This is a genomic window from Geminocystis sp. M7585_C2015_104 (assembly GCA_015295805.1).
Taxonomy (GTDB): Bacteria; Cyanobacteriota; Cyanobacteriia; order Cyanobacteriales; family Cyanobacteriaceae; genus DVEF01.
Genome location: DVEF01000068.1, coordinates 42,749 through 56,742, shown reverse-complemented (window position 1 = coordinate 56,742; position 13,994 = coordinate 42,749). Strand labels below are relative to the sequence as shown.

Below are 13,994 nucleotides of genomic sequence, written 5' to 3'. Positions count from 1 at the left end.
GGCTGGGCGGGGTCCATGGCGTTGTACGAGTTGGCAGTATTTGACCCAAGCGACCCAGTATTGAACCCCATGTGGCGTCAGGGGATGTTTGTGCTCCCCTTTATGGCCCGTCTGGGGGTGACCGCTTCCTGGGGAGGCTGGAGCGTAACCGGCGAAACAGGAGTTGAACCCGGCTTCTGGTCCTTTGAAGGAGTGGCCATAGCCCATATCGTCCTGTCCGGTTTGCTATTCTTGGCGGCAGTTTGGCACTGGGTATACTGGGATTTGGACCTCTTCTTCGACCCTCGCACCGGTGAACCGGCCCTAGACCTACCTAAAATCTTCGGTATTCACCTGTTCTTGGCGGGTTTACTCTGCTTCGGATTTGGCGCCTTCCACCTCACCGGTTTGTGGGGGCCTGGTATGTGGGTGTCCGATCCCTACGGTTTAACGGGACATGTGGAACCAGTAGCACCAGAATGGGGACCAGCAGGCTTTAACCCCTTTAACCCAGGTGGCGTGGTGGCCCACCACATAGCCGCTGGGATCGTGGGGATTATCGCCGGCCTGTTCCACCTGAGCGTACGTCCCCCTGAAAGACTCTACAAGGCCCTCAGAATGGGGAACATCGAAACAGTACTCTCCAGCAGTATCGCCGCCGTCTTCTTCGCCGCCTTCGTTGTAGCCGGGACTATGTGGTACGGCAGCGCTACAACCCCAATAGAGCTGTTTGGGCCAACCCGTTATCAGTGGGATCAGGGATACTTCCAACAAGAAATCCAACGGCGGGTGGAGGAAAAATTGGCTCAGGGAGCAAGTCTTTCCGAGGCCTGGTCTTCTATCCCCGAGAAACTAGCCTTCTATGACTATATCGGCAATAGCCCCGCCAAAGGAGGTCTCTTCCGCACCGGCCCCATGAATAAAGGGGATGGAATAGCCCAAGCCTGGCTAGGACACCCTGTGTTCAAAGATAAGGAAGGACGCGAATTGACAGTGCGTCGTATGCCCAACTTCTTTGAAACCTTCCCCGTGGTTCTAGTAGACAAAGACGGCATTGTCCGAGCCGACATCCCCTTCCGTCGTGCTGAATCCCAGTTGAGCATCGAGCAAACAGGGGTTACTGTTACCTTCTACGGCGGCGAGTTGGACGGTCAAACTTTCACCGATCCCCTGGATGTAAAACGTTTTGCCCGCAAAGCCCAGTTGGGTGAACCCTTCCGCTTCGACACCGAAACCCTCAACTCCGACGGGGTGTTCCGTACCAGTCCCCGTGGTTGGTTTGCTTTCGCCCATGCTACCTTCGCTCTCCTCTTCTTCTTTGGGCACATCTGGCACGGCGCTCGTACCCTCTTCCGCGACGTTTTTGCCGGTATCGATCCCGACCTAGATCCAGAACAGGTAGAGTGGGGTGTCTTCCAAAAAGTGGGCGACAAGACCACCCGCCGTGTAGAAGCCTAAATGACTGTCTTATGGGTTAGGATAGAATTAAACCCCCGTTTCTATCCTTCCCTTTTTTTCCCATTTACATGACAGAGGAGAGGTAACCATGGAAGTAGTGGCTTATATTTTGGTTTTTGCTATGACCATTGCGGTCCTGTTTTTCGCAGTAGTATTCCGAGAACCTCCCAGAATCGAGAAGAGATAACCCCTCCCCATGGGAGGAGCCACAACTGCAACAAGTCTCCCGTCGCCCCCCGGGGTGGGGGGCTTTTTGTTTTATTTCTTCCTCTTTATATAAAAAAATGTTAATATCACTTGCTAACATGGAGAAAATATGCTGCGCCCCGAACGGGGTGTTCCCCTCACAACACGAGGCAAATAGGATTATGGGATTGTACATGGGATTATGGAATGTCCTTCCTGTCATTATAGTCAAACAAGGGTAATTGAATCCAGAACCACGGATAAGGGGAAAAGTGTTAGACGGAGAAGGGAGTGTTTACGTTGTCACTACCGCTTTACCACCTACGAAAGAATCGAGTTTGTCCCCATCACGGTGATTAAAAAAGACGGGAGCACAGAATCCTTCGACCGTACTAAGATCCTAAGGGGACTAGTAAGGGCCTGTGAAAAAACAGGGGTTAAGCTAGAAACACTAGAAAGGGTAGTGGAAAAAATAGAGTCGGAAATAGAACAAAAACGACCCCGGGTGATCACCAGCAAGGAAATCGGCGACCTCGTCCTGGCTCATCTTAGTAATATTTCCCCGGTGGCCTATATCCGTTTCGCCTCCGTCTACAAGAATTTTACCAGCATCCAAGACTTTGTGACAATGCTTCAGGAATTGGAAAACAAAACTGTGGAGGAAGAAAATGAGAAAAATTCCCTAACGGTAGAGGTTTCCGTCCAAAACAACCAAAAAATACCAAAAAATCTCTAATGGTCTCCTCCCTCCCTTATGAGCTACAATGGGTCTTTTGTATAATAAAAGCAGAACCGGAGATTGTACTCCTTTTGAGGGATGGGGGCCAAGGGGTGGGGGTTTGGGTTTAAAGCTGCCCATCAGCTCGCCAGAGCTGCCCATCAGCCCGCCAGGGAATAATCCCCATTTAGTGGGTAAGGAAAGTTCCCCCTACAGGGTCGAGAAAGGGTAGAATAGTAGATCTTGTACTCTAACTCATCTAATCCCCTAAACTTGAATTGTTCTTCTTTTCAGTTATCCAGGAGGGATCAACATTATCGCAACTCACAGCCAAACAGTGGAAATGCCTATGGTCAATCAAACAGAAACCCGTAACGTGGACATCGGCTTTACCCGTGAAGAGTTCGCCGCTCTTTTAGAACAATACGACTACCGTTTTAGCCCAGGAGATATTGTAGTCGGCACAGTTTTTAACATCGAGCCGAAAGGAGCCTTGATTGATATAGGTGCCAAAACCGCCGCTTATATTCCCCTGCAAGAACTTTCTATCAACCGAGTGGAATCTCCCACCGACGTGTTGAAACCCAATGAAACCAGGGAATTCTTTATCCTAGCCGATGAAAACGAGGACGGGCAGTTAACCCTTTCCATCCGCCGCATTGAGTACATGCGCGCCTGGGAGAGAGTTCGTCAGTTGAAGGAAGAAGACGCCACAGTCTACGCCCATGTGTTTGCTACCAACCGCGGCGGCGCCCTGGTGAAAGTAGAAGGTTTGAGGGGCTTCATACCCGGTTCTCATATTAGTGTCAAAGACGCCAAAGAAGACCTAGTGGGCCAGGAGCTACCTTTGAAATTCTTGGAAGTAGACGAAGAGCGCAACCGTCTCGTCCTCAGTCACCGCCGGGCCCTAGTGGAGCGCAAGATGAACGGCCTAGAGGTAGGACAAGTGGTGGTGGGCACTGTTCGTGGTATCAAACCCTATGGGGCCTTCATTGACATCGGCGGCGTCAGCGGCTTATTGCATATATCCGAAATCTCCCATGAGCACATCGAAACCCCTCAGGCCGTATTCAATGTCAATGACGAGGTTAAGGTGATGATCATTGACCTGGACGCCGAAAGAGGTCGTATCTCCCTGTCTACTAAGCAATTAGAGCCCGAACCAGGGGATATGCTCAGAAATAGGCAACTAGTCTTTGAAAAGGCCGAGGAAATGGCCAAAAAATGGAAAGAAAAACAACTAGCCGCTGCAGAAGGGGAGGCTGCCACATTGCCAGAAGCCACAGCTGAAGGGGCAGAAGAAGCCGTCCTCCCAGCCACTGAAGCGGTAGAAGAGGTCTCAGGAACCACCGCCGAAGAGACTACCGAAGCATAAGAGATAGTCTTAGTACTCAGAAAAGCGCTCAAAACGTGATGCCTTCCGGTTTCTTTTTTGTGGCTTTTCTCCCCCCACCGGAGGCGCCACATTGGCCGGAGGCGCCACAATCTCTCTCAACACCCTCCCTTTTTCACCTCCATTGGCTCCCCGTGGGGCATCTATGACGTTGGGACTGTTGGTTGCTGGACTTGTACCATTATTTTCCATCACAGGAGCCCTGCTGGAATCAAAACTGAAGTACACATGTCCCAACACCTTCCCCTCATAGGTTCTTTTTGTAAAACGCCAACCGGGATTGAGAAAAATTTTCATAGGACTTCTGCTTATACCCCGAGTCGAGCCCACCACTATGGGCGACGCTGAGGTATTACGACGATTGTAGCCCATCAACACTACCTCCCCGTTCCTTTCCACCAGGGCAAGGATATAATCCAAGCCATAGTCCTGTCCATCATAGCGGATAGAATAACCATTGGCATCAGTGCTACGACGGCAATGGCCAGTAAAATCAAAATTGAGCAGTAACAAGTCTACGGAAACCGGGTTTTCTCCTTCCTCCCGCCAACATCTGTTTTTTTTGGGAATCTGCTCAATCACCAGCAAATTATATCTGTTTCCCCCAAGGGGTTGGGCTACCGCAATAAAATCCTCCTGTTTCACCTCGGTTTCCTGAAAGGTCACCGTAGTCCCTGCCTTCTCAGTGGGCACAAAACCACTCCCCGTGGCTAATAATAATACAGCTAAACCGCGAAGTATACTACTCTTCCACATATTCTTAACCCATTTTTCCATGACAATATCATCACAAAATAAACCCCACTTGCAGGGAAATATTGCCACAACGACAACATTTCCGCAATCCGTATTTGCCTATGGAAAGAGAATCAGATAAACTGGGTATATATCTTGGCCTGTCTTTATGGCTGATTCTCCCTTTTTCTATCACCGTTAGACTATTATCCCTGTCCCCAGGTTCCAATTTTTCTCTGGTGAGTTTCGTTACTGATAACAAAATACAACAACACCCCCCATAGAGGGGAGTACAAAACAAGAGAGAGAAAGAGATGCAAGTCCCACCGCCGGCAGAGGGCGGATGATTTTATCACAATAGTATTATAACTCTGCCGGGAACTTCGGTTTAGTACAATTCTTCCTCCTTGTGGGTTTCGATTTTGCAGTCAGAAGTGGGATAAGCTACACAAGTCAAAACATACCCGGCCCTGATTTGCTCATCATCTAGGAAAGACTGATCGGACTGATCTACGCTTCCTTCAATTAGCTTACCGGCACAGGTAGAACAAGCACCAGCGCGGCAGGAATAGGGTAAATCGATACCTTGCTCTTCTGCGGCGTCCAAAATGTACTGGTCATCGGCTACATCTATGGTGTGTTCCCCATCGGGAGTAATTAAAGTTACTTTGTAAGTTGCCATATTTTCCTTTCCCTTTGATATACAGTTTATAAACTACAGGCTAATACCCCTTACTATTCCAGTAAGTCTATTTAGAATACTAGAGCATAAATGCTCAACATTCTATACATATTAAAAATGAAATTGTTTCTCCTCGCTACTATAATCATTACTTATAATATAAACTCGCCCTAATTCGCCATAATCTCAGATTTAAAATATTTATAACCCTTTTAAAATAAGGATTCCAGAAGACGGGGGCAGGGGAAATAGAAAAAAATAAAGACTATGGAAGGTATTTAAAATACTTATCAATAGGAAAAAGTAACACCGTAAAAGGAAAATGACATCGTTACTACAAGCCCTAAAAAAGTACTTCGGCTATGACGGCTTTAGAGAAGGGCAAGAAAAAATCATCGCCGATGCCCTCACCAACCGAGACTTACTGGTGATAATGCCCACCGGCGGCGGCAAATCCCTCTGTTTTCAGTTACCCGCACTCCTAAGACAGGGTGTTACTATCGTCGTCTCCCCCCTCATTTCCCTAATGCAAGATCAGGTTTTCTCCCTTAAGGAAAAAGGAATAAACGCTACCTTCATCAATAGTACCCTATCAGGAGAAGAAATCAAAAACATACAAAAACTCCTTTTAGCAGGACAATGTAAACTCCTATACCTGGCCCCAGAAAGACTAGTCAGTGAGAATTTTCAAGACTTTCTCCACTTGTTGGCCAACACTGTTTCTATTGCCTCCTTCGTTATAGATGAAGCTCACTGTATTTCAGAATGGGGACATGACTTCCGCCAAGAGTACCGTCAACTAAAACAATTGCGTCATCGTTACCCCCACGTCCCCATTATGGCACTCACTGCCACCGCTACTCCCCGTGTACAACGGGATATTATCTCTCAGTTACAGCTACGGGAGCCCATAATACACCGTTTCAGTTTTAACCGCCCCAATTTGTATTATCAGGTTATTTCCAAAGAAATACCAGCCTACCCCCAGCTTTTCCGACTAATAAATTCTCTTCAAGGCGCCGGTATTATCTACTGTCTTACCAGGAAAACCACTGAAGATTTAGCCTATAGTCTACAGCGAGACGGCATCTCCGCTGTGCCATACCATGCCGGGTTGAGTTACGAGACACGCACACACCACCAGCATTCTTTTCTACGAGACGAGGTGAGGATTATGGTGGCTACCGTTGCCTTTGGCATGGGGATTAACAAACCAAATGTCCGTTTTGTCATTCACCACGATTTGCCCAGAAATCTAGAAAGCTACTATCAAGAATCCGGAAGGGCAGGTAGGGACGGTAATCCAGCCACTTGTATCCTCCTATACAGCCCTCAAGACGAACACAAAATCAGATATTTTATTAGACAAAAGAATACTTTGACAGAACAAAAATTGGCAATACAACAGTTCCTTAAAGTGAAAGAATATGCAGAAACCCCCTATTGTCGGCGCACCGTCCAACTAGAATATTTTGGCGAAAAATTTAAGGGCAATTGTGGGGCCTGTGATAACTGTTTGAATCCCAAAAATGTGGAAGATTGGACTGTAGAGGCCAAAAAGTTTTTGTCTTGTGTCGCCCGCACTGGCGAAAGATTTGGAGTCAGGCATATTATAGATGTTTTAAGAGGCAATAAAACCAAAAAAGTCTATAAATGCGGTCATCATTTACTCCCCACCTATGGGCTCGGCAGGGATATTAGTAGAGCCCAATGGGAACATCTGGCACGAGGACTAATATTTCAGGGATTTTTAACTGAAACTAATGACGGCCATGACATCCTAAAATTAAATTCAGAAAGTTGGCAAGTACTTAGGGGTAATAAAAGGGTTAAAATTGTCCCCACAAATTCTACCAGAAAAACAGAAACCTAATGCCCAGCCCCGGGGCTCTGCCACCTCCCCCACCTGCCCCTCCATCAGCAGGGCCTGGATATATAACAAATAGCCCGAAAAAGGAGAATAAAACCCTCCACTGTGGTTGAATATTTCTGTGAGTTGCTGAGACAGGCATCGGCTAGTAGTTATTAACAGAATTGTCAGGAAAGAAAAGTAGAAATTAATATGTGGTGCTCTGGAAAAATTGAGAAACAAATTCCTTCGTAAAATCAAGGAATTTTTGGGAGGAAATTATAGCTACGACGGGATAAAATTGCTCATGGCTTGGGGCGAGAAAATGGGGAAATGGCTAAAATAAATATTGGCTGTAGAAGAAGATAAGGCTCACGGCACATATGCAGTTCATAGATCAAGTAGAAATTGAAGTGCAAGGGGGAAAAGGAGGAGATGGAATTGTCGCCTTTCGCAGGGAAAAATATGTACCGGCGGGGGGCCCCTCTGGCGGCAATGGCGGCCGAGGGGGAAATGTAATACTAAAAGCAGTGAATCGACTACAAACCCTTTTGGACTTTAAATATGTCCGTCATTTTCGCGCTGAAAACGGCAAAAGGGGAGGTCCAAACAATTGTACTGGCGCCGACGGCAAGGACTTAATAATAGAAGTGCCCTGTGGTACAGTAGTATACGACGCAGATACAGGGGAATTACTGGTAGACCTAGTGGAAGAAGGACAGACTTTTGTGGCAGCCAAGGGAGGTAAGGGAGGACTGGGTAATCGACATTTTCTTAGCAACAGCAATCGCGCGCCTGAATACGCCCTACCGGGGAAAGAAGGAGAATACCGTCGTCTCCGTTTAGAATTAAAACTGATAGCAGAGGTGGGGATTATCGGGTTGCCCAATGCCGGCAAATCTACTCTCATTGCTTGCCTGTCTGCAGCACGTCCCAAAATTGCAGACTACCCCTTTACTACCCTTGTACCCAACTTGGGTGTGGTGCGCAAACCAACAGGAGATGGTACAGTATTTGCCGACATTCCCGGCTTGATTGAAGGTGCCTCCCGTGGTGTCGGTTTAGGGCATGACTTTCTCAGACACATCGAACGGACAAGGGTTTTAGTCCATCTGGTAGACATTAATAACCCCGAGCCCCTTCACGACTATCAGGTAGTCCGTCAGGAATTACGCGCCTATGGCAAGGGTTTAGACGAACGTCCAGAAATCATCGCCCTTAATAAAATCGACAGCGTGGAGGAGGAAAGACAACAAGAAGTCCTTGCCCAATTCCAGTCTTTCACCACTAATCCGGTTTTCCTTATCTCCGCCGCAACTGGCAAAGGATGTGATCGTCTTGTCCAGGCAGTCTGGGATTTACTAGACTCCCTTCAACCTAAACCCACAGAAACCAGTAACAGCCTCTATGCCACCCCCCTACCTCCGGTTATACCCTAATCCCAGTGGTGGCAACCCCCATCTCCCCTTATTTCAAAACCCCCACCTCCAGTCTGGACAAAGTCTCTAGGAAATCCTGCATCTCAACGTCACAGTCACAACTAGCACTGATGACCAGTAATACATCCTTCCTCGTGGGGTGTGCGCCGATGAAACCCGGAAGACTTAAACCTACCTTCGACTGGATAATATACCCCGACAAAACACCCCTTGAATAGCTATCAACCACCTCTTCGTCCGGAAAGTCCCTCTTTATTTGTTCTAGCAGGGTCAGGTTTCCTTTTCTAGGTATTAGGGTAATAATCTCCGAATAATAACCCCTGCCATATCCCCTTCCCTCGGCAACACACCGCAAAAGGGCATAGTCTGCGGGGTGTAGGACTTCTACCTCGCCGTTACTCCTTTTTATAACCCTGTAGTTGCTAGGCACAGATATTTCAATCCCCTCTTCTGGCAACCTTACCCTCCTAGTGGTGGGAGAAGGCTTTTGGCCAGAATACAACTCCTCCTCTGGACAAGAATTCCCACCCGTTGAAGAAGAGATGGTCATCAAAAAAAGGTAAACCGTAGATAGGCCTACGGCAATTGTCCTGAAAACCCCATTTGCTATTATTCCCCTCCTCAAGACCATCTCCTTATGTCTAGACACGGCCATCTATTCACCCCTACTTCCCCAAAAACCGTAAGGGGCGCCCCGTGAAAGAGCCCCCCCGTTATGGGTATAAATGAAATTAGTATATCAACCAGGCCTTATATTTAGGGTCTTTATTCGGCTGACCCCAATATTATCTTCGACTCCTATATTGCCACGTTTTTTTTTAAACCCCCATTTTCTTAATATTTTTTTTAGATTTTTAAGTTGTCTAGCAAAACTTGAAGGAATGCAAACAAATATTAATGTTTACTAAGAGAAACACCCAACAGCTGGGACAACCAAACCTCAAAATTGCGGATAGAAAACTGTTTGGACCCCATGGGCTCCACTAAAATGGTGAAGAGCCCTAAACGATTGCCGGCTAGAATATCCGTGAACAGACGATCGCCCACCATGGCAATTTGTTCTAAGGGCAGATTCATGGCCCGGACAGCTTGCAACAGTTTACGACGAGAGGGTTTGGCAGCACCGTGCAAAAAGGGCACTCCCAGGTAATTGGCAATTCTTTCAATACGTCTGTAGCTAAAATTATTACTGACAAGCCAAATGGCAACGTGGGGACGTATCTGTTCAATCCAAGTTAATAGTTGAGGGGAAATGTCGGTTTCATTCCAGGGCACTAGAGTCTCATCCACGTCCAAAATTAAACCCTTCAGATTGTATTTTTTAAGTAATTCAGGAGTTATGTGGATAACCACATCTCCCAACACCAAGTCCGGCTGTAGGATTCTAGCTTTTGACATGGGGTGTCAATTTTGAACATAAAAAGCGGCCATAACCGGAATTCGTCTCCAACAGGCCACGAGTACCAATTATACAATTTTCCAATGGGGGAAAGTGGAGGAATTGACTGACTTGACCCCCCGGCAAATTAAACCCACACCCGTTGGCAGTTTTAAGCTCAAAAACAAGGTGTGGGGCGGTGGTTATGGCATTGTGTACGATGGGCGGACTGCCTATCCTAGTTGTCAGTTGTCAATCAAAGAGAGATTGCCCCACTTGGGATCGGCATTGGCCTGCACTAGAATATAACCTGCTACCGCCTTAATGTCATCCTCAGTATAATTTCTGATCTCCGGCCACAGGTCAGGACGTTCTGTATTCATGTGTAGTAAAGACAAATCCTCCTCCCCATCGTAGCTGGTGGGATGTTTGATATAATCCATTAGACCCAACAAATTATCCCTGGCGGGGAGGGCATTGGCCAAAGCTTGTTTGCTAAGTGTCACGTTGGGGTTAGTCTTAGTTTTCCCCTGGATATGACACTGGGCACAGTTATTCTTGAAGAGGGCGGCCCCCTTGGCTACCTCCTTGTTGGAAAGAGTAATCATATCCCCCTCCTCATTCAGGGGAATTGTCCGCACCTTCTCGCTTAAATTCAACGCGCTTGCCTCCCCCACAAAGGATTGCCACGCCAAGAGAATCCCCATCAGAAAAATGAAAACTCTTTTTTTCAACATATCCCTCAAACTATTATATTTTCCTATTTTCCAGGTCTTAATCACACCCTAATTATTTTCTCTTAAAACTGCTTCCCATATGAGAAATTATTGTAAACTTTTGTTACATTCTTTTCAGGGTGGGGGATTGCAATGAAGCAGTACGGGATAGGGAGGGCAAATAGTACAATGAGGGGAAAAAATTGTGGTTGTGGGAGTGACTTGACTAATGAAAAAAACCTTATTCCTCAATCCCCCCTCCTTCGACGGTTTTGACGGAGGCGCCGGGGCGAGATACCAAGCTAAGCGGGAAATTACCTCCTTTTGGTACCCCACCTGGCTGGCACAACCAGCAGCTTTGGTTAAGGGTAGTCGTCTGGTAGATGCCCCACCCCACGGACAAACCCTAGAAGAGGTTTTAGCCATCGCCAAAGACTACGAATTGGTGATCATTCACACTAGCACCCCTACCCTCGCTAATGACGCTAAATGCGCCGCCGCCATCAAAGCCCAAAATCCAGACACCCAAGTGGGATTTGTAGGCGCTCATGTGGCGGTTTTGCCAGAAAAAACCCTACGAGACTATCCCGTTTTGGACTTCGTTTGTAGGAATGAATTCGACTTCACCTGTAAGGAATTAGCAGAAGGCAAAGACTTCTCTGAAATTAAGGGATTGAGTTATCGCGACAAAAACGGCAATATCATCCACAACCCCGAAAGGGAATTAATCCACGATTGGGACTCTCTCCCCAGCGTCTTCCCCGTCTATGCGGAAAATCTGGACATCAACAGATATTTTATCGGCTACCTTCTACACCCCTACATTTCCTTTTACACTGGCAGAGGCTGTCCAGCTAAATGCACCTTCTGTTTATGGCCACAAACCATTGGTGGACACGTGTACCGTGCTAAATCCCCAGACGCCGTTGGCAAAGAAATGGAAATAGCTAAAAGTCTCTTCGGCGACAAGGTTAAGGAATACATGTTTGACGACGACACCTTCACCATCAACAAACAAAGAGCTATCGCCATCAGTGAACACATGAAACGACTTAAACTTACCTGGAGTTGTAACGCCCGCGCCAACCTGGACTATGATACCCTTAAAAAACTTAAGGAAAACGGCTTAAGACTATTACTAGTGGGATTTGAGTCTGGCAATCAGAAAGTCCTTGACGGCATCAAAAAAGGCATAAAACTAGAAGTAGCCCGCAAATTCATGGAAAATTGTCGTAAATTGGGTATTAAGGTCCATGGGACTTTTATCATAGGACTGCCTAACGAAACCCAAGAAACCATCGAAGACACCATTAGATTCGCCTGTGAGATTAACCCCCACACTATTCAGGTGTCCATTGCCGCACCCTATCCCGGCACAGAATTATACCAACAGGCTTTGGAAAACAACTGGTTTACCGACACCCAGCTAGTGGCCGACTCTGGAATCCAACTGTCACCCCTCTCCTACCCCCATCTATCTGCCGCCGAAATTGAAGAGGCAGTTGCTAGAATGTATCGTCGTTTCTACTTCCGCCCACGGGCCATAATCCCTATTGTCGGTGAGATGTTGAGTGACACCCAAATGTTTAAGAGACGATTGCGGGAAGCCAAGGAATTTTTCGCCTACCTAAGAGAAAGAAAACAAAAAGCTCAAAGGATGGCCTCTTAGCCTGTTAAAATTAACAACACGTCGGCCACTCATCGCCCATTGGACAGGTTTGAAATTGTTATCCCAATCCAGCTATCGGTTACTCATCCCCCATATCCTCAAAGAAGCAAAAACTATTGCCATTGCCTTTGCCTGCACTATTGGTTTTACCACCTTCTGGCCCATTATGGCCTGGTTGGCAGGTAGAATGGCTGAGTATGTGGGTAAGGGGGATTTGGACTCTATTATCTCCCTGGCGGGATTGTCTGCTGTAGTCTTCCTTGTCAGGGGATTTACTCAATATGGGCAAGATACTTTCATGGCAAAAGCCGCCCTCCAAATTGCCTTCGATTTGCGGAAACTAGTCTATGCCCATTTACAAACCCTTAGTTTAAGCTATTTCCAAGTAGCTAAAACCGGCGACTTAGCCTACCGTTTGACTGAAGATGTGGACAGAATTGGCGAGGTAATCAACAAAATTTTCCACCAATTTATCCCTAGTATTCTACAGCTAATTGTCGTAATTGCCTACATGTTTTTTGTCAATTGGCAACTGACTATAGCTACTTTAACCATAGCCCCCCTGATGGCACTTTTAATCACCTGGTTTGGCAATAAACTGCTAGAATTGACCAGAAAAAGTCAAAATAGGGTTTCTAATCTATCATCCCTGCTTACCGAGGTTATTTCTGGTATCAGACTAGTACAAGCTTTTGCTGCAGAAGAATATGAAATACAACGCTTTTCCCTCGAGGCAGAAAATACTAGAAAAGCCAAACTGGCTGCAGAAAAAAATAGGGCCCTTCAGTACGTGGTGGTGGGCTTTCTAGAGGCAATGAGTATAATTTTCCTGTTTTTTTTGGGCGGCTGGCAAATCTCTCTAAACAACATGACTGGTGCCGATTTTATCAGTTATCTTACTGCAGTGGCTTTACTAATAGATCCCATCGCCATAACTACCAGCAATTATAATGAATTTAAACAGGGAGAGGCCTCAGTAGAAAGAGTATTTGAATTGCTGCAAGTAAAGCCGTTGATTGTGGAAAAACCGGGGGCAATTAAACTGGAGAATATAGAAGGCAACGTGGAATATCGCAACGTCTCTTTCAGCTACTCGCCGGGAAAAAAAGTATTAGAAAATATTAACATTACCGCAAAAAAAGGAGAGATAATTGCCTTAGTGGGGGCATCGGGGGCGGGGAAAAGCACATTGGTAAACCTTTTGCCTCGCTTTTATGACGTGGATGAAGGAGAAATATTAATTGATGGGATAAACATAAAAGATATCACAATAAAAAGTCTAAGGAAACAAATAGGAATAGTCCCCCAGGAAACTAATTTATTCTCCGGGACGATAGCAGAAAATATAGCTTTTGGGGCAACAAATTTTGACATGGAGGAGGTAGAAAAAGCAGCAATAATTGCCAACGCCCATGAATTCATTTGCCATCTACCCCAGGGCTATTATACATACGTGGGAGAAAGAGGTGTGAGTCTTTCAGGAGGACAAAGACAACGGATTGCCATTGCGCGCGCCATATTCTGGAAACCGAAAATCCTCATCCTAGATGAGGCTACCTCCGCCTTAGACTCAGAATCGGAGGTGTTGGTACAAGAAGCATTAGAAAGGATAATGAAAGACCGTACGGTATTTGTAATTGCCCATCGTCTGGCTACGGTGAGAAAAGCAACCCGGATTTTAGTGTTGGAAAAGGGTAGAATCATAGAATCGGGAACCCATGAAGAGTTACTAAAGCTAAATGGAAGATATGCAGCCTTCCACGCCCGACAATTCTACCACCAACCCCAGTAA

13 protein-coding genes and 1 pseudogene are annotated in these 13,994 nt (G+C 46.5%); 8 read left to right on the top strand and 6 right to left on the bottom strand.

Annotated features, from left to right (window positions below; all coding sequences use genetic code 11):
- The 4 genes from psbB to IGQ44_08400 form a co-directional block, all read left to right on the top strand.
- A partial coding sequence (psbB, locus tag IGQ44_08415) for a photosystem II chlorophyll-binding protein CP47 (protein HIK37998.1) occupies window positions 1–1,437 on the top strand: 1,437 nt, incomplete at its 5' end.
- A gap of 88 nt (window positions 1,438–1,525) precedes the next feature.
- Window positions 1,526–1,624, top strand: coding sequence for a photosystem II reaction center protein T (locus IGQ44_08410; protein HIK37997.1), 99 nt, complete (start codon window positions 1,526–1,528; stop codon window positions 1,622–1,624).
- 201 nt (window positions 1,625–1,825) lie between these two features.
- Entirely contained in the window at window positions 1,826–2,359 is a 534-nt protein-coding gene (gene nrdR, locus IGQ44_08405; GenBank protein HIK37996.1) for a transcriptional repressor NrdR, read from the top strand.
- A 331-nt stretch (window positions 2,360–2,690) separates the two neighbouring features.
- Window positions 2,691–3,716, top strand: coding sequence for a 30S ribosomal protein S1 (locus IGQ44_08400; protein ID HIK37995.1), 1,026 nt, complete (start codon window positions 2,691–2,693; stop codon window positions 3,714–3,716).
- A gap of 9 nt (window positions 3,717–3,725) precedes the next feature.
- On the opposite strand, the gene IGQ44_08395 is transcribed toward IGQ44_08400, so the two are convergent.
- The 3 genes from IGQ44_08395 to IGQ44_08385 all read right to left on the bottom strand — a co-directional run bounded on the left by IGQ44_08395 (window position 3,726) and on the right by IGQ44_08385 (window position 5,151).
- Window positions 3,726–4,490, bottom strand: coding sequence for a DUF3747 domain-containing protein (locus tag IGQ44_08395; GenBank protein ID HIK37994.1), 765 nt, complete (start codon window positions 4,488–4,490; stop codon window positions 3,726–3,728).
- A 31-nt stretch (window positions 4,491–4,521) separates the two neighbouring features.
- Window positions 4,522–4,731 carry a hypothetical protein gene (locus IGQ44_08390; GenBank protein HIK37993.1) on the bottom strand — a complete coding sequence of 70 codons (210 nt, stop codon included), beginning with the start codon at window positions 4,729–4,731 and terminating at the stop codon, window positions 4,522–4,524.
- Window positions 4,732–4,857: 126 nt separating this feature from the next.
- Window positions 4,858–5,151, bottom strand: coding sequence for a 2Fe-2S iron-sulfur cluster binding domain-containing protein (locus IGQ44_08385; protein ID HIK37992.1), 294 nt, complete (start codon window positions 5,149–5,151; stop codon window positions 4,858–4,860).
- A gap of 322 nt (window positions 5,152–5,473) precedes the next feature.
- Here IGQ44_08385 and recQ point away from each other — a divergent pair.
- Window positions 5,474–7,346 (top strand): annotated as a pseudogene (gene recQ / locus IGQ44_08380) (DNA helicase RecQ).
- 37 nt (window positions 7,347–7,383) lie between these two features.
- Window positions 7,384–8,439 carry a GTPase ObgE gene (gene obgE, locus IGQ44_08375; protein HIK37991.1) on the top strand — a complete coding sequence of 352 codons (1,056 nt, stop codon included), beginning with the start codon at window positions 7,384–7,386 and terminating at the stop codon, window positions 8,437–8,439.
- A 28-nt stretch (window positions 8,440–8,467) separates the two neighbouring features.
- On the opposite strand, the gene IGQ44_08370 is transcribed toward obgE, so the two are convergent.
- The 3 genes from IGQ44_08370 to psbV form a co-directional block, all read right to left on the bottom strand.
- Window positions 8,468–9,094, bottom strand: coding sequence for a hypothetical protein (locus IGQ44_08370; protein HIK37990.1), 627 nt, complete (start codon window positions 9,092–9,094; stop codon window positions 8,468–8,470).
- A gap of 239 nt (window positions 9,095–9,333) precedes the next feature.
- Window positions 9,334–9,837 carry a YqeG family HAD IIIA-type phosphatase gene (locus IGQ44_08365; GenBank protein HIK37989.1) on the bottom strand — a complete coding sequence of 168 codons (504 nt, stop codon included), beginning with the start codon at window positions 9,835–9,837 and terminating at the stop codon, window positions 9,334–9,336.
- A gap of 225 nt (window positions 9,838–10,062) precedes the next feature.
- Window positions 10,063–10,554, bottom strand: a complete 492-nt coding sequence (gene psbV, locus IGQ44_08360) for a cytochrome c-550 (GenBank protein ID HIK37988.1) — start codon at window positions 10,552–10,554, stop codon at window positions 10,063–10,065.
- Window positions 10,555–10,762: 208 nt separating this feature from the next.
- Here psbV and hpnJ point away from each other — a divergent pair, with 208 nt between their 5' ends.
- Window positions 10,763–12,202, top strand: a complete 1,440-nt coding sequence (gene hpnJ, locus IGQ44_08355) for a hopanoid biosynthesis associated radical SAM protein HpnJ (GenBank protein ID HIK37987.1) — start codon at window positions 10,763–10,765, stop codon at window positions 12,200–12,202.
- 55 nt (window positions 12,203–12,257) lie between these two features.
- Complete coding sequence (locus tag IGQ44_08350; protein ID HIK37986.1) at window positions 12,258–13,994, top strand: ABC transporter ATP-binding protein; 1,737 nt, start codon at window positions 12,258–12,260, stop codon at window positions 13,992–13,994.